Source organism: Kribbella sp. CA-245084 (assembly GCF_050942355.1).
Taxonomy (GTDB): Bacteria; Actinomycetota; Actinomycetes; order Propionibacteriales; family Kribbellaceae; genus Kribbella.
In genome coordinates, this window is the sequence record NZ_CP192053.1 from 6,373,622 (window position 1) to 6,393,427 (window position 19,806).

Genomic DNA, 19,806 nt, shown 5'->3' on the forward strand with positions numbered 1-19,806 from the left:
GCCTGACGTCGTACTGAAAGCCTCCCAACGAATCACGACATCCTGTGTCGTGTATGGCGGTAGAGTCCTTGGATGCGCGCCAACCGGTTGGTCTCACTGGTTCTGCTGCTGCGCCAACGCCGTCGACTGACCGCGCCGACGCTCGCCCGCGAGCTCGAGGTATCCACCCGCACCGTGCTCCGCGACATCGAGGCCCTGTCCGCAGCCGGCGTACCGGTTTATGCCGAACGCGGGAGGTATGGCGGGTTCGAGTTGTTGCCCGCTTTCCAGACGGAGCTCACGGGACTGAACAACGACGAGGCGCTCGCCCTGCTGGTCGCCGGATCGCGCCGTGGAGCACAGGTGTTCGGCCTCGGCTCGGCGCTCGCTTCGGCCATGCTCAAGGTGGTTGATGCCTTGCCAGAGGGTTATCGGGACACCGCGGCCGGCGCAGTACAGCGGTTGCTGATCGACCCGGAAACCGACCTCCTCTCGCGTCGGCAGGTCGCCGAGGAGGTGCCGGACGAAATCGCAGCCGAGATCCGGAGCGCCGTGTTCACCGGACACAAGTTGCGGCTCCACTACGCGGCCGTCGACCAGACCCCGAAGTGGCGCACCGTGGACCCGATCGGCCTGGTCACAGTACGAGACCAGGGGTACCTGCTGGCGAAGAGGTCCGGCGAGGACCGCACTTATCGGCTGTCCCGAGTGCTGGCCGCCGAGGAACTCGACGAACCCGCGCAACGACCCGACCAGGTTGACCTGCACCGCACTTGGCAGGAACGCAGCACAAACTTCCGAACCGGCGGCGACCAGATCACCGTGCTGCTAAGCCTGAACCCAGCGCGGCGAGAGGACCTCATGGCCACCGCGCTAGCCGTCACCACCGAACAAGCCGACCCAGACGGCTGGCTCCGCCTCGAGGTGACCTTCCAAGACTCGCGCCACGCGGAATGGGCCCTCTGGCAACTAGCCACCAACGCAGAAGTCCTCGCACCCCAATCCCTACGGGCCACCCTGCACACCCGAGCCACCAAAATCGCCACCCGCTACGCCCCCTCCTCCTAAGCACCACCAGGTGGGGATGGGAGGCGCCAGCCGGTTGGGGTTTGGGTTATTAGGTTTAGGGCGCTTAGGGCTTCTAGGGATTGTTGGGTGGTGGGGAGGTCGAGGCCGGCGGTGACGGCTATGCGGGTGGCCGGGGCTGGGTGGAGGACGGGGACTGCGTCCAGGGTGCGTTGGAGGTCGGCATCGAGGGTGTCTGCGAGGGATTGCGGGGCTCGCGGGGGGTGGGTGAGGCCGGCGCCGTACGGCGAGATGGCTTCGATGATGTCGGCGACGTTGGTGGCTAGTACGGCGTTGCGTTCGCGGACCAGCAGGTGGCTGCCGGCGGACATGCGGGAGGTGACAGGGCCGGGCACAGCGAGGACGGCGCGGCCGCATTGTTCGGCCCAGCCGGCGGTGTTGAGGGCGCCGCTGCGGATCGCGGCTTCTATGACGACCGTGCCTTGGGTGGCGGCGGCGATGAGGCGGTTGCGGGCGAGGAAGCGGAGCTTGGTCGGTGAGCAGCCGGGTGGGAGTTCGGCAACGACCAGACCCTCCTCGGCGACGCGACTGAGCAGGGCTGAATTGCGTTTCGGGTAGCTGACGTCGACACCGCAGGCAAGTACAGCGATCGTCGTTCCGGGAACTGCGAGCGCGCCGCGGTGGGCTGCGGCGTCGATGCCGAAAGCGCCACCGGACACCACGGTCACACCAGAGTCGGCCAAGCCGGCGGAGAGCTCGGCGGCAACGTGTTCGCCGTACGACGAGCAGGCGCGGGCACCGACGACCGAGACGGAACGCTTCAACGCGTGACGGAGATTCGCCCGACCGCGGACCCAGAGACCGAACGGGGCACCGGCGCGGCGGCTCAGCTGGCCGGCTTCGGTGAGAACGTCTACTGGGTCGGGCCATTCCTCGTCACCGGGGATCACGAACCTCGCACCGGCGGCTGCGGCCCGTTCGAGATCTCGCTCGGGATTGACCTCGGCGAGGCGGGTGGACCAGCGCTCGAGGCCGTGTGATCTGCACTGGAGGCGGTCCCAGATCTCCAGCGCGGACATCCCGTCGAATGCCTTCAGCGCGGCGAGGTCACCGGGCTCGACGACGCGGGACAATCCGGCGCGGGCCAGGCGTTCCCGATCGCCGTTGCCGTCAGCAAGCACCTCGGATCCGCCCGCTCCTCCCCCGGAGCCGATGACATCAGCCATCAGGGCCACGTTCGTCAGGGCAAGGTTCTGAGCATGGTTCGTCATCGGGCGATTCCTTTGAGGGGACGGAGATCGGAGAGCTGCACCAATGGCTCGCCGGCGCGCAGCTGGAACGCTTCGTGGGTCAGCTCCACCGTTGGCCTGTCGGCACCGGCAAGGTCGGCAAGGGTCCAAGCGAGTCGGACGACGCGGTCGAAGCCTCGCGCGGTCAGGCGCCCGCTCGCGTAATGGTTCTCGAGGAGTTTGTTGCTCGCGGCATCCAAGGGATGTTCGCGGCGCAGGATCGGCCCGGGGACCTCGCTGTTCAGAATCCAGGCTGTGCCTTTGTGACGGTGAGCCTGGCGGTCGCGGGCGAGCTGCACGCGCTCGGCAACAACAGCGGTGGACTCCGCGGGCTCGCCGTCGGTGACGGTGCGCGCCGCCGGGAGGATCTGCCGTTGGATGTCCAGGCGGTCCTTGATCGGGCCGCTGATCCTTTGGCGGTAGCGAGCAAGGACCTGAGGGGTGCAACTGCAGATGCCTTGATTGGTGCCGGACAGCCCGCAGGGACAGGGATTGGCCGCCAGCACGAGCATGAAGCGGGCCGGGAACTTCGCGACCGCAGCAGCCCGATGGACTTCGACGAACCCGGACTCAAGCGGCTGGCGCAGGGTGTCGAGAGTGAGCGGATGCATCTCGGGCGCCTCGTCGATGAACAGGATGCCGCGATGCGCGCAGCTGATGGCACCAGGTCTGGGCACGCCCGACCCGCCGCCGACGAGGCTGACCAGGGAGGCAGTGTGGTGCGGCGCGATGAACGGTGGGCGGACGACGAGCTCGGCATCGTTGGTGAGCAGGCCGGCGAGTGAGTGCACGGCCGACACCTCGAGCGAGTCGTCCGTGGTCAGGTCGGGCATCAGCCCGGCCAGGCGTTCCGCGAGCATCGTCTTGCCGGAGCCCGGCGGCCCGTGCAGGAACAGGTGATGGCCACCGGCTGCAGCGGCCTCGATAGCGCGTCGGCCTTCGCGCTGGCCGATGACGTCGTCGAGATCGACCGCTGGAACGCGGGTCAGCGACTCCGACACCAGGCGTGGCTCGGCGCGGGGCGGCGCTTCGTCGGGGATCTCGACACCGCGGAGCAGCGCGAGGACCTGACGGAGCGAGCGTGCGCCGTACACCTCGATGCCGGGGACGAGACGTGCCTCGCCGACGTTGAGGTCTGGGACGACGATGCGATCGAAGCCGGCTCGGGCGGCGGCCAAGGTCATGGCCAGTGCGCCGCGGACCTCGCGGATGCGGCCGTCGAGGCCGAGCTCGCCGATGATCGCCGTCTGCCGGAGAGAACTGGGATCGACGACCCCGGCCGCGGTCAGAAGCGAGAGGGCGATGGCGACGTCGTAGTGCGAGCCGGTCTTGGGCAGAGTGGCGGGTGACAGGCCGATGGTGACCTTGCGGTCGGGGAATCGCTCACCGCTGTTGACCACGGCGGCGCGGACGCGATCGCGGGCTTCGGACAGGGACGTGTCGGGGAGACCGATCAGGGTCGTCTTCGGCAGGCCTTGGGCGATGTCGGCCTCGACCTCGACCAAGTGGCCCTCCAGGCCGACGAGCGCGACCGACCACGTCTGTGCGAGCGCCATCAGGCCACACCCCGCACGTGGTCCACGGTGGGTGGCGTGTTGTGGTCGAACAGGACACCGACGACGTCGATCCGGATCGCCGCCGGTCTGACCTGATGGGCCTGCAACCAGCGGCCGGACAGCTTCCGGAGCGTGGTCAGCTTCCGGTAGGTGATCGACTCGAGCGGGCTGCCGTAGTTGAGCCCACGCCGGGTCTTCACCTCACAGACTACGAGCGTGTTGCCTTCGCGCGCGACGATGTCGATCTCGCCGAGCTCGCAGCGCCAGTTGCGCTCGAGCACCGCGAAACCGTGCTCGCTGAGATACCTCGCGGCGAGATCCTCGCCGTACCGTCCGACGGTGTTCCTGGTCCGCATCGTTGACCACCTCCGGCAGAGAACATGCCGGGATCAGGCCTGCGAAACGGACCTCACTTTTCCGCCTGTGGAAAAGCTCAGCCTGTGGAAAAGCTCAGCGGCCGAAGTCGGAGTCCTTCGGGACTTCCAGGTCGGACTTGGCGAGCTCTTCGATGTTGACGTCGCGGAAGGTGACGACCTTGGCGTTCTTCACGAAGCGGGCCGACCGGTAGACGTCCCAGACCCACGCGTCGGCCATCGTCACCTCGAAGTACACGTCGCCGCCCTCCGTACGCACCTTCAGGTCTACCGCGTTGCACAGGTAGAACCGGCGCTCGGTCTCCACGACGTACTTGAAGATCCCGACGACGTCCTTGTACTCCCGATAGAGCTGCAGCTCCATATCGGTCTCGTACTTCTCGAGGTCATCGGCACTCATCGATTGCTCTCCACTCCGGTGGGACTGGTCACATTCTGTCCCATATCGGGCCGCAGACTGCGGCGGACATTCTCAAACCGCCGTCGATGTTGCGGGCACGGGCCGTATTCGTCCAGTGCCGCCTGGTGTTCGGGCGTGCAGTACCCCTTGTGGATCGCGAACCCGTACTGCGGGTACACGGTGTCCCAGTGCTGCATCACCCTGTCACGGGTCACCTTGGCGATCACGGAGGCGGCCGCGATACACGCCGCCACGCGGTCACCCTTCCAGATCGACAGCCCCGGTACGCCGAGACCGTCGACACCGAACCCGTCCGTCAGCACGTACGACGGGCGCACGTCGAGCCTGAACAGCGCCCGACGGAGCGCCTCCACGTTCGCGACATGCATGCCGAGCCGGTCGCACTCCGCGGCCTCGATCGAGACCACCGACCAGGCCAGCGCCCGCTTCCGGATCTCCTCGTAGCAGCGGTCCCGCGCCTTGGCGGTCAGCAGCTTGGAGTCGGCCAGCTCCGGGATCTGGCCCCGTTTGCCGTCCGGCAGGATCACCGCGGCCGCCACCAGCGGGCCGGCACAGGGCCCGCGACCGGCCTCGTCGACGCCGGCGATCGGGTCCAGGCCGACGCGGCGCAGGGCACGCTCGTACCCATACAGCCCGGCGTCTCGCCGTACCGTGCTCCCGCGCGGCAACGCGCTCATTCAGCCCTCCGCATCACACAACTCACCCTAGGGGATGTCGCTCGGCCCCACGCCGTCGCGAGCAGGTGCTCGGCGGAGTGCCTCGGTGTGCTGGAGGGAAGGGCTCGATGCGGAGCATCGTGACCTTTCCTCCAGTGCAGCGAGGTGCCCGCCGAGTGCCGCGCAGCAGGCGTGGGGCCGAGCGACATGCCCCACGCGTCAGAGGCGACAGGTTCTCACTTAGGTGGTGGCGTGAGGGATATCGAAGGTTTGTTCGGCGCCGGGCCTGGGGCCGGCACCGCTTTGAACGTGTCGGGTACGCCGAGTTTGCTCCAGCGGCCCGCCGGCCAGACGATCGCTATGGCTCGCCCGGTGACCTTGTCGAGCGGCACGAACGCCGCGTCGCCCTGGTTGCTGCCGTTCGCGTCGAGGTCCTGCAGGTGCACGCGGGAGTCTCCGGAGGCGGACCGGTGGTCGCCCATCACGAAGATCCGGCCGGCCGGGACGGTGACCTGGAACTCCATCTGGGACGGGGCATCCCCCGGATACAGGTACTTCGTCTCGTCGAGCGGCTGGCCGTTGACCAGCAGACGGCCCTTGGAGTCGCAGCAGGCGACCTTGTCGCCGGGCATGCCGATCAGGCGCTTGATCAGGTGGCCGTGGCTGGAATCGGGCAGCAGACCGACGATCTCGAAGAACCGGCCGACCGAACCGCGCTTCTGGCCGCTCTCCTCCGGGCCGAGCCAGCCGCCCGGGTCCTCGAACACGACCACGTCACCGCGCTTGACGTCGGTGAGCTTCTCCACCACGACCCGGTCACCGACCAGCAGCGTGTTCTCCATCGACTCGCTCGGGATGATGAACATCTGCCCGACGAACGCCCGCAGGATCGACGAGACGATCAGGGCCCCGACCACGATCAGCACGAACTCCCGGGCTGCAGCTCCGAAGCCCGAACGATGGGCGGGTTTGGGGTCCGTCTTGGTCGGTGTATCGGTCACTTCTTCAGCCCCGGCTTCTTGAAGGTTTCCGGAGGACGCAGCATCGTCATCCGGTCAGACGGCCAGATTACGCAACATGCCCGGCCAACCACGTTCTCGACCGGTACGAATCCGCCGCCGGGGGCGCCCATATGGGCACGCGAGTCGGCCGATTCGGCGCGGTTGTCCCCCATCACCCACAGATGGCCGGCCGGCACCAGCACGTTGAACGGCACCTCGGAGGGCTTGGCGTCCTTGAGCAGGTACTCCCGCTCGTCCAGCGCGATCCCGTTGACGGTGATCTGGCCCTGCTTGTTGCAGCAGATGACCCGGTCGCCGCCGATTCCGATCACCCGCTTGACCAGGTGACCCTCGCCGCTGCGGGGCAGGATGCCGACGAACTCGCCGACCCGGCGCAGCGTGCCCGGCTTGGCCTGCTCCTCGTTCAGCCAGTTGCTCGGGTCCTTGAACACGACGATGTCGCCGCGGTCGACGTCCCGGTGCAGGTAGCTGATCTTCTCGGCCAGGATCCGGTCGTCCTTGGTCAGCGTGTCGTACATCGACTCCGACGGGACGTAGAACGCCTCCGCGACGAACAGCCGCAGGACCACGGTGATGACGAGCGCGAGCACCGTGACGGTGCTCATCTCGACAAGCAGGCTGAGCAGCGGATTCCGCTGCTTCAGCCTGCGGTGACGTCCCTTGCTGCGACGTGCCCTCGAGGCTACCGGGCGAGGGCGAGCTCGAGTCGCAGTGCTCGGCGCCATCGGAGACCGTCGTCGTTACGCGGCGTCAGGAGGCCGGGATCTCGCGCTTCTCCTTGATCTTGGCCGCCTTACCGCGCAGCTCGCGCAGGTAGTACAGCTTGGCGCGGCGGACGTCGCCGCGGGTCACGACCTCGATCTTCTCGACGATCGGGGTGTGCAGCGGGAAGGTCCGCTCGACACCGACACCGAAGCTGACCTTGCGGACCGTGAAGGTCTCCTGCAGGCCGCCACCCTGGCGCCGGATCACGACACCCTTGAACACCTGGACGCGGGACCGGTTGCCCTCGACGACCTTGACGTGCACGTTGACGGTGTCGCCGGGCCGGAAAGCGGGGATGTCGTCGCGCTTGCTCGCGTTGTCGAGCTCATTCAGGATGTTGCTCATCAGGTGTCTCTTCCTCGCGCGTGCCACAGGTCACCCACGAATGTCGGTGGTGATGAAGTCATCAAGAGGCTGCCGGTCGGTGGTCACCCCCTGTGGCAGGAGCACCGAAGGGCAGCAGCAGACAATCTTGCCACACGCCCCACACCGTGACGAAATCAGCCCGATTCCACAGCACAGGGTGAGCGTGACCCCCGACGTGACCCCGACGTGACGACCGTCACTTCCGGCGACGGCGTTTGGTCAGGTAGACCAGATCCACCTTCGGCGTCTGCGCCTCACGGCTGCTCTCCCGGTAGCCCGCCTTGCGGTACAGGGCGAGGTTGCGCTCGCTCTTGGCACCGGTGTTCAGCACGTACGACGTCACGTCGGACGGGGCCAGCTGTTCGGCGGCGCGGAGCAGCCGGGCACCGAGGCCGCGGCCCTGCCAATCCGGGGCGACGACGAGCCGCTCTATCTGCCCCACCGGCCCGTCGACGGCCAGCTGGACGGAGCCGACGATGCGGGCACCGGCGACCGCCTTCAGGGCGACGGAGCGCTCCAGACGGTCCGCTGTGTCGGCTACGTCCGCCGTCAGGGGCGGGAGCGTGTAGTCGTCGTACAGGCGGGCCTCGGAGAGGAAGGCGGCCAACTGCAGCACGTGGACCTCGCCTGCGTCGGCTGAGGTGGCCGGGAGGATGCGGACCGCGTCGGAGTCGTCCTTGGCGGCCAGTACGTCGCCCCACGCGGCCAGTAGGTCCGGCCGGCGTTCCGCAGTACGGCGTACTGACTCCTCGTGGTGCCAGTCGGCAATCAGGCCGTGGTTCCCGGACAGCAGGACCTCAGGTACGTCGTGTCCGCGCCAGCTCGGCGGTTTCGTGTACACGGGGTACTCCAGCAAGCCATCGCCCGAGTGCGACTCCTCCGCCAGGGACTCCGGGTTGCCGATGACGCCGGGGAGCAGGCGGGCGATTGCCTCGACCATGACGAGTACCGCGACCTCGCCGCCGTTCAGCACGTAGTCGCCGATGGACACCTCGTCCACGCGCATCCGCTCACCGGCGTACGACGCTACGCGCGCGTCGATGCCCTCGTACCGGCCGCAGGCGAAGGCCAGCCACGGCTCGGCCGCCAGCTCGTACGCGAGCTCCTGCGTGAACGGACGCCCCGCCGGAGTCGGCACGATCAGCCGCGGCTGGGCCGGACCGTCCGCGGGAGCGATCGCGTCGAGCGCCAGGCCCCAAGGCTCCGGCTTCATCACCATGCCCGCTCCCCCGCCGTACGGGGTGTCGTCGACGGTCCGGTGGCGGTCGTGGGTCCATTCGCGCAGGTCGTGCAGGTGGACGTCCAGGAGGCCGCTCTTCGCCGCCTTGCCGACCAGCGAGACGTCCAGCGCGGCCAGGTACTCCGGGAAGATCGTGACGACGTCAAGCCTCATCGGTCGGGACCACCTCGGCGCCCTCCGGGTCCAGCAGACCTGGCCGGTCGGCCACGACGACGTACTGCTTCTCCAGGTTGAGCTCCGGGACCAGCTCCTCGACCAGCGGAACCAGCACGGCGTTGCCGCCGGGACGGCGGATCTCCAGGAGGTCCTGCGAGGGGAGGTGGACCACGTCGATCACTTCACCGACGTCCGCGCCGTCTGTGGTGCGTACGGCGAGGCCGATGAGCTCGCGGTCGTAGTACTCGTCCGGGTCCTCGGGACGCTCGTCCTCGTCGATTTCGGACTGTACGGACAGGTTGCGCAGCAGCTCTGCGGCAGTCCGGTCCGGCACATCGGCGAACTTCACCAGCAGCCGGCCACTGTGCCAACGGCTCGACTCCACCGTCAGCGTCCGAGACACCTTGGCCTCCGTCACCAAGGTCGCGCCGTCCGCGAACCGCCGGTCCGGCTCGTCGGTCCGAACCTCAACCCCGACCTCACCCTTGATCCCATGCGCCCGGCCGATCCGCCCGACTGTCACCAACACCTGCAGTTCCTCTCCCAAAGCCCCGACAACAACACCACAGTGTGTCAGGCGTTCCGATGCCGCACGCCTAGAGGTCTGCTTGCAGGGTGACGCTTTGCGGGACGAAGCCGTGCCGCTGGTAGAACCTCTGCGCGGCCTCGTTCGCGGCGTACGCACTGACCAACACAAAGGCTGCGTGCTGTTCCCGGGCCCACGTCAGGAACTGCTCGGTGAGCAGGCCACCGATGCCCTGACCGCGGGCATCTTCGAAGACATAGATGCTCTCCAGTACGGCGGCAAGGCTCGCGCGGGTCGGTGTCGGGTCACTCAGCCGACCCACCAGATGGCCGATCAGCCGATCCTGGTCGTCGTACGCGACCAACTGCAGCCAGGCGGGATCCCCGACCAGAGCGCCGTACCTGGCGTGGCCCTCGCGTTGCGGCCAGCTGATGTCGGTGAAGCGGTCGTGCTGACCGGCGTCGTCCCGGAACAGGTTGGTGACCGACTCGACCAGCTGGTTCACGTCCGCGGCGGCGGCGACTCGAATCCTCGGCATGCCGCTGAAGCTAACTCACCGGCAGGCCGCTCTCGGAACCCCCTCAACAGCGCAAAGGCCGCGGCCCCCGAGGGGGACGCGGCCTTTGGGTGAGTTGGTCAGCGCCTGGGGCGCCGGTTGAACTCGTCGACGAAGTCGATGCGGAGGGAGGACTCTGCGCTGAGGGCGCCGACGACGGTGCGGATCGCGGTGGCGGTGCGGCCGTTGCGGCCGATCACCTTGCCGATGTCGTCGGGGTGGACATGCACCTCGAGGGTGCGTCCGCGGCGCAGGTTCCGGGACCGGACACTGACGTCGTCGGGGTTGTCCACGATGCCTCGGACCAGGTGCTCGAGCGCCTCGGTCTCCATCATCGTCAGGCCTCGGTGGTCTCGGCCGCTGCCTCGGCGGCGGGCGCCTCGTCAGCCTTCGGAGCCTCTTCAGCCTTGGCGGCGGGAGCCTCGTCGGCCTTGGGAGCCTCGTCGGCCTTGGCCGCCGGAGCCTCGTCCTTCTTCTCGGCCGTCTTCTTGGCCGCGGTCTTCTTGGCGGTGACGGCCTCGGTCTTCAGCGAGCCGTGGGCCTCGGCCAGCGCCTCGTTGAAGATCTCCTGCTTGTCCCGCTTCGGCTCGGCGACACGGAGCGGCGCCGGAGCCGGCTCGCCCTTGAACTGCTGCCAGTCGCCGGAGGCCTTGAAGATCGCCTGGACGGCCTCGCTCGGCTGCGCGCCGACGCCCAGCCAGTACTGCGCCCGCTCCGACTCGACCCGGATGAACGAGGGCTCGGTCTTCGGGTTGTAGATGCCGATCTCCTCGATCGCCCGGCCGTCCCGCTTGGTGCGGGCGTCCATGACGACGATGCGGTAGTGCGGGGTGCGCTTCTTGCCGATGCGCTTCAAACGGATCTTGACTGCCACTTTTGGGTGGTCTCCCTTGGAATTCCTGTCTTGGTGAGCAGCACGACGCGTCGTGGGGACAACGCAGTAACGGCTCGATGGGCCGGCCGGGCAGTGGAGTTAGAGGGCTGCACAGAACCTGGACGGACTCAGCAGGCCATTGTGCCAGATACGGCGTGTCCCAGACCAATCGGCCTCACGCGCGGAGATAGGCGAGATCCGGCAGGCTCTCGACGTACGTGTCCAGAAGGCTACGCGCCACCGTCACCGAGTCGATGAGCGGGTGATAGGCGAGTGCCTTCAGGGCAGCCGACCTCGAGGACGTCGTGGCGGCCTCGATCGTGGAGCGCTCGACGGCCTTCACCGAGCAGACCAGGCCGGCCTGATGGTCGGTGAGCTGGGACACAGTCACCGGCAGCGCGCCGTTGGCGTCCACCGTGCACGGGATCTCCACCACGGCGTCGTCGTCCAGATGATGCAGTACGCCGCGGTTCCGCACGTTCAGGATCAAGGAAGCCCGCTCGTTGTGGGCGATCGCCCGCATCAGCGACAGCGCGACCTGCTCGTAGCCGCCCGCCTCCATGTCCCGCTCGTCCCGCTCCCCCGCGTCCGCCACCTCGCGGCTCTCCACGCCGTACGTCGACTCGCGCTCGGCCCGCGTCTTCTGCCACCGCTCGAGCGCCTGCTCCGGGTGCTTCCCGGTCTCGGCGTAGAACGCGGACTGCTGCTCCAGCAGGAAGGTGCCGCGCGTCTGCCGCACAGCTTGTACGGCGGCCAGGGTCTCGCGCGCGAAGTAGTAATAGTGCAGATACTCGTTCGGGATCGAGCCGATCGACCGCAGCCAGTCCGGACTGAACAGCCGTCCCTCCTCGAAGGAGCTCAGGGCGTCGTCCGACTGCAGCAGGTCAGGCAGCCGATCCACACCGCCGGACCGCAGACCGCGAAGCCAGCCGAGGTGATTGAGTCCGGCGTAGTCGTAGAACGCGGTCGACGGGTCCACTCCGACCGCCAGAGCGGCCCGGCGCCCCAGCCCCGACGGTGAGTCGCAGATGCCGATCACCCGGTCGCCGAGGACCGGGATCATCGCCTCGGTCACCATGCCGGCCGGGTTGGTGAAGTTGATGGTCCACGCTTCCGGTGCGACCGCCGCGATGCGCTGAGCGATCCGTACGGCGACGGGCAGCGTCCGTAGTCCGTAGGCGATCCCACCGGCGCCGACCGTCTCTTGACCGAGTACGTCGAGGCCGAGCGCAACCCGCTCGTCGATAGTGCGTCCTTCGAGGCCGCCGACCCGGATGGCCGAGAAGATGAAGTCGGCGCCACGCAGCGCCTCGTCCAGGTCAGTCGTCTCCGTAACCACCGGAGGCGGAAGCGGATGCTCAGTGGTGGCCGCCTGCTGACGGAGGACCGCCCCGATGGCTCCGAGCCGGGTCCGGTCGGTGTCATAGAGGACCACTTCGGTGATCCGTCCGGCGCCGCGGTCGCCCAGCAAGGCGTGGTACACGAGCGGAACCCGGAAGCCGCCCCCGCCCAGGATCGTCAGCCTCATGCCAGCACCACCTGTACTCCCGCCTCAGTCAATTGGGTCCGGGTTGCCTCGTCGGCGCCTGGCTCGGTCACCACCATGGAGAGCTCCCCCGGCTCACACACCCTGGCCACCCCATGGCCCGGGAACTTCGTCCGGTCAGCGAGTAGCACGACCTGGTCGGCCGCCTTGATCATCGCTCGCTTGACCGGAACCTCGATCATCGTGCTGTCCATCACCCGGCCGTCCGGCCGCACCCCGCTCGTCCCCAGGAACAGCCAGTCGACGTGGATCTGCCGCAGGCTCTCCTCGGTCAAGTATCCGACCAGGGACCGGTAGCTGCGCCGCACGAATCCGCCGAGCACGATCAGCTCGATCTGCTCGTCGTTCTGCAGCTCCTCGAGTACTGCGAGGTTGCTGGTCACCACGGTCAGCGAACGCCCGTGCAGATGCTGCGCGACCCGGAGTGCGGTCGTACCGATGTCCAGCAGGACGGACTCGCCGTCGTGCACCAACTCGGCGGCGCGGCGAGCGATCCGGTCCTTCTCCTGGGCATGTACGGCGTTGACGTCCGCGAAGGGCTCGTCCCCGCCGTCGACGGCGAGCGCACCGCCGTACACCCGGGTCAGCCGGCCCTCGGCATGCAGCTGCTCGAGGTCGCGCCGGATGGTCGCCTCACTGACGCCGAGCTTGGTGGCAAGCACCTTGACGCCCCCGGCCCCATCGGCCCGGAGCGCGCGGACGATCTGATCCTGTCGCTGCTTCGGCAACACATCGCAGACCGTATCACGCAAACTCCGTCATTCTCAGTCAAATCTTTGATCAGGTATTGCGGATCTTGCGCAACCGACCTTAGATTCACGAAAGAGTTTGATCGACCCTGCAGGAGTGTGCTGAGCATGCACGAACTGGACGTCGCGCCTCTGGATGTCCTTGTGTCCGGTCTGGTCTTCCAGGACCTGGTGCTAGGCCTGCCCACCGCGCCCCGGCCCGGTACCGAGGTCTGGGCCACCGAGTCGCACGAGAGCCCCGGCGGCATCGCGAACTTCGCCGTCGCGCTGGCGCGGCTCGGTCTGCGCACCGGGATGGCCGCGGTGTTCGGCGCCGACGACCTGGGCGACCGCGTCTGGCGCCGGCTCGTCGACGACGAGGGCATCGATCTGACTCTGTCCCGAAGACTCGCCGGCTGGCAGACCCCTCTGACCGTGGCCCTTGCCTATGACAACGATCGGGCACTGGTCACGCGTGGGTCGGAACCCCTGCTGTCGGCCGACGAGCTGATCACCACGCTGCCGGCTGCCCGAGCAGTCGCCGCCCACATCGGTCCCTGGCGCAACGAGTGGCTGGCGAAAGCGAAGGCAGCAGGCAGCGTGGTGTTCGCCGACGTCGGCTGGGATCCGTCCGAGCAGTGGGACCCGGCAGTGCTCGACCAGCTCGAGCACTGCGACGTGTTCCTGCCGAACGCCGACGAAGCGATGGCCTACACCCGTACGACGTCACCCGGCGACGCGCTCGAAGCCCTGGCCGAGCAGGTCCCGCTGGTGGTCGTGTCGAACGGCGCTGACGGCGCGGAAGCGCTTGACGCCAGTACCGGCGAGCGCGTCGCCGTACCTGCGTATCCGGTCTCGGCGGCGGACACCACCGGGGCGGGTGATGTGTTCGCCGCCGGCTTCATCGCCGCCACGCTCTGGGAGCTGCCGCTCGAGCAGCGGCTGCGGTTCGCCGCGCTCACGGCGGCTCTGTCGGTCACCCGGCTGGGCGGGGCGGACGCCGCACCGCGCTGGGAAGACCTGGCCGCGTGGCAGGCGGCGCACCCCGAAGACCACCACCTCCACGCGCTGATCAGCGCACACTCAGGAAGGTAGAACCATGGAGCTCTCACGTCGGACCTTGCTCGGGGGCTTCGCAGCCGTAGCCGGCGGCACTCTGGTCGGCTGTTCGTCCGGGATGGACACCGGCAGCACGGCGAAGAAGAACACCACCACCGAGTTGACCATGTGGTGCTGGCCGGGCGGTCTGGGCAAGTCGGTGATCGACGACACGATCGCGCACTTCCCGGACCCGAAGATCAAGTACTCCGAGATCGGCGGCGACTACAAGCAGAAGCTGGTCACCACGTTCAACGGCGGCACCGGGATCCCGGACATCACCGGCATCAAGGGCGAGGACATCGCGTCGCTGCTCCCCCAGGCGTCGCGGTTCGTGGACCTGAAGTCGGTCGGCGCGGACTCGGTCCTCGGTGACTACCTGGAGTGGAAGGTCAACCAGGCAACGACGCTGGACGGCAAGGTGATCGGCCTGCCGATCGACGTCGGCCCGACCGGGCTGTTCTACCGCGAGGACATCTTCGCCGCGGCCGGTCTGCCCAGCGACCCGGCCAAGGTGGCCGACCAGCTGAAAACCTGGGACGACTACTTCGCGGCCGGCGTACAGCTGAAGGCGAAGAACCCGAAGGCGCTGCTGGTCTGGGACGCAACCGACCTCTACGACATGGTCGTCGGCCAGGGCACCGAGCGGTACATCTCCAAGGACAACAAGTTCATCGGCGATCAGGACCACATCCGCAAGGCGTGGGACACCTCGGTCAAGGCGATGACGATGAAGATCGACGGCAAGACGCCGAGCGGCAGCCCGGACTGGAACGCCGGGCTCGACCAGGGCACGATCCCGACCCACATCGGCGCCGCTTGGGTCGCGCTGGACATCAAGTCCGCGGTGAAGACCAGCGTGGGCAAGTGGCGGCTGGCGCCGACGCCGAGCGGACCGGCGAACTTCGGCGGCTCGTTCCTGGCCATCACCAAGAACGCGGCCGACCCGCAGAAGGCGTTCGACGTCATCAAGTACATGCTCAGCGCCGACAACGAGGCCAAGGCGTTCACCGATGCGCAGATCTTCCCGTCCGCGCCGGCGGCGTACGACAAGCCGGAGCTGAAGGCAGCGGACAAGTTCTTCGGCGGCCAGGTGCCGATCGACGTGTTCGGTCCGGCCGCGAAGGCGATCCCGGTCGCGTACCAGAGCCCGTACGACGACTCGGTCGCCGCACCGTTCCACGACGAGCTCAAGACCGTGCAGACCGGCTCGAAGACGTCCGACGCCGCATGGGCCAGCGCCATCTCCAAGGCGAAGGCGATCGCCAAGCGGCAGGGGGTTCAGTGACCAGTACGGCGACTGTGCCTGCTGCCGCGACCGCGCCGCTGACCGGAAAGGGGCAGCGGCCCGGGCGGCGGATCTGGTCGTACTGGCGGTTCTATCTGGCGCTGTCGCCGTTCTACGTCCTGTTCGCGGTGTTCGGGCTCTACCCGATGCTGTCGACCATCGTGCTGGCGTTCCAACGCTGGGACGGCCTCAGCGCCCGCAGGTTCACCGGGCTGGGCAACTTCGAGTTCCTGGTCCAGGACCCGACGTTCTGGACGGCGCTGGAGAACACCATCGTGCTGTTCTTCATGTCGACGGTCCCGACGCTGGTGATCGCTCTCCTGCTCGCGGTGATGCTCCAGTCGGCGGTCCGGTTCACCAACGTGTACCGGATCGCGTACTTCATCCCGAACGTCACCTCGCTGGTCGCGATGGCGATCTTCTTCAGCTCGATCTTCAGCACGAACTTCGGTCTGGTGAACGCCGCCTTGCGCTCGCTCGGCATCCCGCAGCAGGACTGGCTCGGGCAGCCGTGGGGGATCAAGATCGCGATCTCGACGATGATCGTGTGGCAGTGGGTCGGGTACAACACGCTGATCTACCTGGCCGGTCTGCAGGCGATCCCGAAGGAGCAGTACGAGGCAGCCAAGGTCGACGGCGCCGGCCCGGTCCGGACGCTGTTCTCGATCACGTTGCCGCAACTGCGTCCGGTCATCCTGTTCACCGTGGTCATCTCGACGATCGGCGGACTGCAGACGTTCACCGAGCCGCAGGTGATGGTCGGCAACAGCGGCGGCACCGGGCAGAGCGGGATGACCGTGGTGCTGCTGTTCTACCGGACCGCGTTCCTCGACAACGACTACGGGTACGCCGCCGCGATCGCGCTGAGCATCTTCCTGCTCGTGTTGTTGTTCACGGCAATCAACTGGCGGATCTTCCGCGGACGGAGCGACGACCGATGACGCGTTACCGCTGGCGCGGGATCGCGCTGCACGCCGTACTCGTGCTGGCTCTGCTGGTGTTCATGTTCCCGTTCGTGTGGACGATCATCATGGCGTCGAACACGACCGCGGACATCTACCGGTTCCCGCCGAAGTTCACCTTCGGCGGGCATTTCGGCGACAACGTCCGGCAGGTGCTGGACAACGTCGCGTTCTTCCAGTCGATGGCGAACACCGCGACGGTGGCGATCTCGACGACGTTGCTGGTGTTGTTCTTCGACTCGCTGGCGGCGTTCACGTTCGCCAAGTTCCGGTTCCCGGGGCGGAACGCGCTGTTCGTGATCCTGCTCGCGACGATGCTGCTGCCGGCGCAGTTGTCCGCCGTACCGCAGTTCCAGACGATGGCATTGCTCGGGTGGGTCGGTTCGCTGAAGGCGCTGATCATTCCGGGTGCGGCGAACGCGTTCGGCATCTTCTGGATGAGGCAGTACTTCCAGAACTCGATCCACGACGAGTTGGTCGAGGCGGCGACGCTGGACGGCTGCGGGTTCTTCGGCACGTACTGGCACGTGGCCTTGCCGTCGGCCCGGCCGGCGCTGGCGTTCCTCGGCATCTTCACGTTCGTCGGTTCGTGGAACGACTACATGTGGCCGCTGATCGTGCTGACCAACCCGAACCACCTGACGCTGCAGGTCGCCCTGTCGACTCTGAACCGCTCGCACGGCGTCGACTACAGCATGGTGATGACGGGCGCCTTGATGGCGATGGTGCCGCTGGTCATCGTCTTCGGGATCTTCGCCCGCCAATTCATCAAGGGTGCGACGGAAGGCGCCGTCCGAGGCTGATGAGGACACCGGTCGCGACCAGTGCGTTGCCGAACAGGCCGGTGAGGAAGTCGGCCGCCGAATGTCCCTGGGTCAGGGCCGGAACGCCCCCGAGGATGCCGATGGCCGAGTAGGTCACGACGGCCGCGGTCAGCCAGGTCTTCGTCCTGGTGTCGACCGCGGCCAGGGCCGGCCAGGCCAGAGCGACCGCCACGATCGGGTCCAGCAGCGCCAGCGGGGTGACCTCGAAGAACGAGATGCCGTCGCTGTGCGGGACGACCGCGCTCAGCAGCAGCAAGATGCCCCCGGCAACGATCAACCCGGCGGCCGGCAACCAGACCGGCCACAGCGGCCTGACGGACGGTTTCAGGACGATCACGAGTACGACGCCGAGCGCGATCGAGGTCACGGCCGAGACGACCCACGCGGAGGTCTCGTCGCCCGAGATCCCGCCGCCGACGATCAGTACGGCGCCCTCGACCGCGGACACCGCGCAACCGGCCACGACGCCGAGCGCGATCGTGCCGGCCCAGCGCGCGACAACGGCCGCGAGGAGAGCGACGAGCGAGCCCCAGATGGCCGGGTCGTACCAGGTTCGGTACAGGTACCAGCCTTGGTTCGAGTCGTACCAGAGCTTGCGGGAGTAGGCCGCGCCGGGCCAGTTCACAAGGACGAGAAACGCACTGCCTGCGATCAGTACGGCGATCAGCCACCACGGCGGGACGAGTGCGCCGTCGGTCAGGGACGCGACGGGTTGAGGCCGCTTGGCCCGAGTCGGTTCGGGACGGGTCGGTTCGGGACGGAGCGGTTCGGCGCGTGGTGGTTCCGGGACGGGAGCCGGGGTGGGGTCGGGTTGCGGTTGGGGTTCGGGAGGTGGCGCCGGCGGCTCCGACTCGGTGTCGGGGACCGTCAGACGAACGGGTACGACGTGCTCCCCGGCCGGCCCCGCGAGGGCAACCGACCCTTCGTGGACACCGGGGGCGGACTGCTCGGCGTGCACCCGGATGACATCGCCGTCCTGGGCGAGCTTCAACCACGGATCGCTGGGAGATGCGGCGGCGGTCAACGCGATCGGCGGACCGGACAGGCGTAGCTCGGCGGGCGTCGTGCCGACCAGGTCCACCGACGAGGGCGTGACCTTGAGCTCCGCCGTGGACAGCGCCTCGGACGCGGCTTCGGAGACCTTGCGGCTGTCGTCGTCGATCATCTGGCTCAGCGCACGCCACGCGGCGTACGCCTGCCCGAGGTCCTCGTCGTACAGGCGTTCGCGCAGGTAGTCGACCACGCCGAACCTTGCCGCTGGCAACGGACTTTCCATCGCCTGGGTCAGTTCCGGCGCGAGCGGCGCCGGCGTGATCCGGCGTACCCGGCTGCGGGCGATCAGCAGCTCGCCCTGCGAGCCGAAGGTCCACATCTGCGGGTTCTGGTTCGGCGTGACCCGGTGGATCCGGTCGGTGACGAACCCGACGAGCTCGGTCAAGCCAACCCAACCGTCGCCGTCGCGGTCGGCCTCGCCGGTCGTCAGGCCGTCGACCACAGCGCCGGTGAAGACCGACGGTGCCGGCTTGGACGCATCGGAGGCCAACTGGCCGCCTTCGAAGGCGTACTCCATCGCGCTCGACGCAGTGATCACCACCCGCCCGCGCCCGCCGCCGACCTCAGCCTGCTTGGCGAAAGCGTCCTGTACCTGTGCCTCGCCGGCCGCCCGTACGACCATGCCTCGCGGGAACGCACCGCCGTAGCAACAGTCCAGGAACAAGGCGATCCGCTGTGCGCGGCTGTCCGCCATCTGCCGGTTGACGAAGTCCGCCGCCACCGCGGTCGACGCGAGCCGCGCGGGCTTGGTGTCGGCGACCGCCAAGTACAGCTCCCCGGCCGAGTTCTTCAACCCGTGGCAGGAGAAGTGCAGCAACAGCAGGTCTTCCGGCTTGCGGTCGGCGAAGAAGTCCTCGACCGCGAACCGGATGTCCTGCGCCGGCGCGTTCCGCAGTACCTGCACCTCGAACCCGCCGACCGCCGGATCCGCGAGTACGTCGGCCAGCGCGGCCGCATCCTGCGACGGCGCGACGAGTCGCTTCAGACCGGGATCGTCGTACTGATCGTTCGCCACCACGAGCGCGACACGCGAACCGTCCATCTCACCCGTCCGCTCCGGCATGCCGTCGTACGAAGGCATCGACCAGTTGCTGCTGCATGTCGTCGCTCGCACGGGTCAGCTCGATCACGTCGCCGTCGATCGTGAGCTTCACCGTCCGCCCGTCACCGACCCTGCCGAGCCAGTCCCGTACGACGGCAACGACCGAACCGAGCACCTGCAGACCGGGCGCGAGCGAAACGCTCAGCACACCTGCCACCGCGGCAAGAGCACCACGGGTGCCGTCCGGCGCTTCACCGTCGCGGGCCGGTTCGACCGCACGTACGTCGAGCACCAGCAACTCCTGCCGCAGCAGCAGTGCCAGCTCCTCGAGCCGTGCGTCGTCCGCCCCGTCCTCGGTGACCCCCACCAGGACCCCACCCACATCGCTGTCCCCCATGGCCCCTCCCACACCCCCAGGCCGACGTCTCCACAATGCCGCCGCACTGCGTCGGCCACAAG

General features: G+C 68.0%; 22 protein-coding genes. 5 read left to right on the forward strand and 17 right to left on the reverse strand.

Annotated features, from left to right (window positions below; all coding sequences use genetic code 11):
* The first annotated feature begins 72 nt into the window (after positions 1 to 72).
* On the forward strand, positions 73 to 1,047 hold the full coding sequence (locus tag ACQPYH_RS30280; RefSeq protein ID WP_432878149.1) for a helix-turn-helix transcriptional regulator: 975 nt from the start codon (positions 73 to 75) through the stop codon (positions 1,045 to 1,047).
* Here the strand turns inward: ACQPYH_RS30280 and dprA are convergent.
* From dprA to ACQPYH_RS30355, 15 genes are all read right to left on the reverse strand, one after another.
* Positions 1,044 to 2,276: a DNA-processing protein DprA gene (gene dprA / locus ACQPYH_RS30285; RefSeq protein WP_432878152.1), complete on the reverse strand. Its 1,233-nt coding sequence runs from the start codon at positions 2,274 to 2,276 to the stop codon at positions 1,044 to 1,046. The two genes, ACQPYH_RS30280 and dprA, sit on opposite strands and share 4 nt — an antisense overlap.
* Positions 2,273 to 3,850 carry a YifB family Mg chelatase-like AAA ATPase gene (locus ACQPYH_RS30290; protein ID WP_432878154.1) on the reverse strand — a complete coding sequence of 526 codons (1,578 nt, stop codon included), beginning with the start codon at positions 3,848 to 3,850 and terminating at the stop codon, positions 2,273 to 2,275. Before ACQPYH_RS30290 ends, dprA begins: the two co-directional genes overlap by 4 nt.
* Positions 3,850 to 4,206 (reverse strand): YraN family protein, encoded by a 357-nt coding sequence (locus ACQPYH_RS30295; protein ID WP_432878156.1) that lies wholly within the window; start codon positions 4,204 to 4,206, stop codon positions 3,850 to 3,852. The genes ACQPYH_RS30290 and ACQPYH_RS30295 overlap by 1 nt, the downstream gene beginning before the upstream one ends.
* A 94-nt stretch (positions 4,207 to 4,300) precedes the next feature.
* Positions 4,301 to 4,624 carry a DUF2469 domain-containing protein gene (locus tag ACQPYH_RS30300; RefSeq protein ID WP_012922325.1) on the reverse strand — a complete coding sequence of 108 codons (324 nt, stop codon included), beginning with the start codon at positions 4,622 to 4,624 and terminating at the stop codon, positions 4,301 to 4,303.
* Complete coding sequence (locus ACQPYH_RS30305; protein WP_130449277.1) at positions 4,621 to 5,322, reverse strand: ribonuclease HII; 702 nt, start codon at positions 5,320 to 5,322, stop codon at positions 4,621 to 4,623. Before ACQPYH_RS30305 ends, ACQPYH_RS30300 begins: the two co-directional genes overlap by 4 nt.
* Before the next feature lie 215 nt (positions 5,323 to 5,537).
* On the reverse strand, positions 5,538 to 6,302 hold the full coding sequence (gene lepB, locus ACQPYH_RS30310) for a signal peptidase I (protein ID WP_432878161.1): 765 nt from the start codon (positions 6,300 to 6,302) through the stop codon (positions 5,538 to 5,540).
* Positions 6,299 to 6,928 carry a signal peptidase I gene (gene lepB / locus ACQPYH_RS30315; RefSeq protein ID WP_432878163.1) on the reverse strand — a complete coding sequence of 210 codons (630 nt, stop codon included), beginning with the start codon at positions 6,926 to 6,928 and terminating at the stop codon, positions 6,299 to 6,301. Before lepB (ACQPYH_RS30315) ends, lepB (ACQPYH_RS30310) begins: the two co-directional genes overlap by 4 nt.
* A 145-nt stretch (positions 6,929 to 7,073) precedes the next feature.
* Entirely contained in the window at positions 7,074 to 7,433 is a 360-nt protein-coding gene (gene rplS / locus ACQPYH_RS30320; RefSeq protein ID WP_130449271.1) for a 50S ribosomal protein L19, read from the reverse strand.
* A gap of 217 nt (positions 7,434 to 7,650) precedes the next feature.
* A complete protein-coding gene (gene trmD, locus ACQPYH_RS30325; protein ID WP_432878166.1) occupies positions 7,651 to 8,847 on the reverse strand; it encodes a tRNA (guanosine(37)-N1)-methyltransferase TrmD in 1,197 nt (398 codons plus the stop codon).
* Entirely contained in the window at positions 8,837 to 9,379 is a 543-nt protein-coding gene (gene rimM, locus ACQPYH_RS30330) for a ribosome maturation factor RimM (protein ID WP_432878169.1), read from the reverse strand. The genes trmD and rimM overlap by 11 nt, the downstream gene beginning before the upstream one ends.
* Before the next feature lie 67 nt (positions 9,380 to 9,446).
* A complete protein-coding gene (locus ACQPYH_RS30335) occupies positions 9,447 to 9,914 on the reverse strand; it encodes a GNAT family N-acetyltransferase (RefSeq protein ID WP_432878172.1) in 468 nt (155 codons plus the stop codon).
* Between the two features lie 98 nt (positions 9,915 to 10,012).
* A complete protein-coding gene (locus tag ACQPYH_RS30340; RefSeq protein WP_130449499.1) occupies positions 10,013 to 10,264 on the reverse strand; it encodes an RNA-binding protein in 252 nt (83 codons plus the stop codon).
* A 5-nt stretch (positions 10,265 to 10,269) separates the two neighbouring features.
* Positions 10,270 to 10,806, reverse strand: coding sequence for a 30S ribosomal protein S16 (gene rpsP / locus ACQPYH_RS30345; protein ID WP_432878174.1), 537 nt, complete (start codon positions 10,804 to 10,806; stop codon positions 10,270 to 10,272).
* A gap of 175 nt (positions 10,807 to 10,981) precedes the next feature.
* Positions 10,982 to 12,334 carry a 6-phospho-beta-glucosidase gene (locus tag ACQPYH_RS30350; RefSeq protein ID WP_432878177.1) on the reverse strand — a complete coding sequence of 451 codons (1,353 nt, stop codon included), beginning with the start codon at positions 12,332 to 12,334 and terminating at the stop codon, positions 10,982 to 10,984.
* The gene (locus ACQPYH_RS30355) at positions 12,331 to 13,083 is read right to left on the reverse strand and encodes a DeoR/GlpR family DNA-binding transcription regulator (protein WP_130449261.1); all 753 of its coding nucleotides are present in this window, start codon (positions 13,081 to 13,083) and stop codon (positions 12,331 to 12,333) included. The genes ACQPYH_RS30350 and ACQPYH_RS30355 overlap by 4 nt, the downstream gene beginning before the upstream one ends.
* Positions 13,084 to 13,209: 126 nt before the next feature.
* Between ACQPYH_RS30355 and ACQPYH_RS30360 the strand changes: the two genes are divergently transcribed.
* Genes ACQPYH_RS30360 through ACQPYH_RS30375 form a run of 4 tightly spaced genes read left to right on the forward strand, consistent with a single transcriptional unit; the run spans position 13,210 to position 17,231 of the window.
* On the forward strand, positions 13,210 to 14,175 hold the full coding sequence (locus ACQPYH_RS30360; protein WP_432878180.1) for a carbohydrate kinase family protein: 966 nt from the start codon (positions 13,210 to 13,212) through the stop codon (positions 14,173 to 14,175).
* Between the two features lie 4 nt (positions 14,176 to 14,179).
* Complete coding sequence (locus ACQPYH_RS30365) at positions 14,180 to 15,466, forward strand: ABC transporter substrate-binding protein (protein WP_432878183.1); 1,287 nt, start codon at positions 14,180 to 14,182, stop codon at positions 15,464 to 15,466.
* Positions 15,463 to 16,407: a carbohydrate ABC transporter permease gene (locus tag ACQPYH_RS30370; RefSeq protein WP_432878185.1), complete on the forward strand. Its 945-nt coding sequence runs from the start codon at positions 15,463 to 15,465 to the stop codon at positions 16,405 to 16,407. Before ACQPYH_RS30365 ends, ACQPYH_RS30370 begins: the two co-directional genes overlap by 4 nt.
* Positions 16,404 to 17,231, forward strand: coding sequence for a carbohydrate ABC transporter permease (locus ACQPYH_RS30375; RefSeq protein ID WP_432878187.1), 828 nt, complete (start codon positions 16,404 to 16,406; stop codon positions 17,229 to 17,231). The genes ACQPYH_RS30370 and ACQPYH_RS30375 overlap by 4 nt, the downstream gene beginning before the upstream one ends.
* Here the strand turns inward: ACQPYH_RS30375 and ACQPYH_RS30380 are convergent.
* Both ACQPYH_RS30380 and ACQPYH_RS30385 read right to left on the reverse strand, forming a co-directional pair.
* Entirely contained in the window at positions 17,197 to 19,386 is a 2,190-nt protein-coding gene (locus ACQPYH_RS30380) for a caspase family protein (RefSeq protein WP_432878190.1), read from the reverse strand. The genes ACQPYH_RS30375 and ACQPYH_RS30380 overlap by 35 nt on opposite strands.
* Positions 19,349 to 19,744, reverse strand: coding sequence for a hypothetical protein (locus tag ACQPYH_RS30385; RefSeq protein WP_432878192.1), 396 nt, complete (start codon positions 19,742 to 19,744; stop codon positions 19,349 to 19,351). The genes ACQPYH_RS30380 and ACQPYH_RS30385 overlap by 38 nt, the downstream gene beginning before the upstream one ends.
* Positions 19,745 to 19,806: the final 62 nt, after the last annotated feature.

Coding starts and splice junctions, on each gene's coding strand:
- rplS (WP_130449271.1), bottom strand. CDS start 7,433: ATGAGCAACATCCTGAATGAGCTCGACAACGCGAGCAAGCGCGACGAC.
- ACQPYH_RS30350 (WP_432878177.1), bottom strand. CDS start 12,334: ATGAGGCTGACGATCCTGGGCGGGGGCGGCTTCCGGGTTCCGCTCGTG.
- ACQPYH_RS30380 (WP_432878190.1), bottom strand. CDS start 19,386: ATGCCTTCGTACGACGGCATGCCGGAGCGGACGGGTGAGATGGACGGT.
- ACQPYH_RS30385 (WP_432878192.1), bottom strand. CDS start 19,744: ATGGGGGACAGCGATGTGGGTGGGGTCCTGGTGGGGGTCACCGAGGAC.
- ACQPYH_RS30375 (WP_432878187.1), top strand. CDS start 16,404: ATGACGCGTTACCGCTGGCGCGGGATCGCGCTGCACGCCGTACTCGTG.
- ACQPYH_RS30340 (WP_130449499.1), bottom strand. CDS start 10,264: ATGGAGACCGAGGCGCTCGAGCACCTGGTCCGAGGCATCGTGGACAAC.
- ACQPYH_RS30295 (WP_432878156.1), bottom strand. CDS start 4,206: ATGCGGACCAGGAACACCGTCGGACGGTACGGCGAGGATCTCGCCGCG.
- dprA (WP_432878152.1), bottom strand. CDS start 2,276: ATGACGAACCATGCTCAGAACCTTGCCCTGACGAACGTGGCCCTGATG.
- ACQPYH_RS30335 (WP_432878172.1), bottom strand. CDS start 9,914: ATGCCGAGGATTCGAGTCGCCGCCGCCGCGGACGTGAACCAGCTGGTC.
- ACQPYH_RS30280 (WP_432878149.1), top strand. CDS start 73: ATGCGCGCCAACCGGTTGGTCTCACTGGTTCTGCTGCTGCGCCAACGC.
- ACQPYH_RS30360 (WP_432878180.1), top strand. CDS start 13,210: ATGCACGAACTGGACGTCGCGCCTCTGGATGTCCTTGTGTCCGGTCTG.
- ACQPYH_RS30365 (WP_432878183.1), top strand. CDS start 14,180: ATGGAGCTCTCACGTCGGACCTTGCTCGGGGGCTTCGCAGCCGTAGCC.
- ACQPYH_RS30290 (WP_432878154.1), bottom strand. CDS start 3,850: ATGGCGCTCGCACAGACGTGGTCGGTCGCGCTCGTCGGCCTGGAGGGC.
- trmD (WP_432878166.1), bottom strand. CDS start 8,847: ATGAGGCTTGACGTCGTCACGATCTTCCCGGAGTACCTGGCCGCGCTG.
- lepB (WP_432878163.1), bottom strand. CDS start 6,928: ATGAGCACCGTCACGGTGCTCGCGCTCGTCATCACCGTGGTCCTGCGG.
- ACQPYH_RS30305 (WP_130449277.1), bottom strand. CDS start 5,322: ATGAGCGCGTTGCCGCGCGGGAGCACGGTACGGCGAGACGCCGGGCTG.
- ACQPYH_RS30300 (WP_012922325.1), bottom strand. CDS start 4,624: ATGAGTGCCGATGACCTCGAGAAGTACGAGACCGATATGGAGCTGCAG.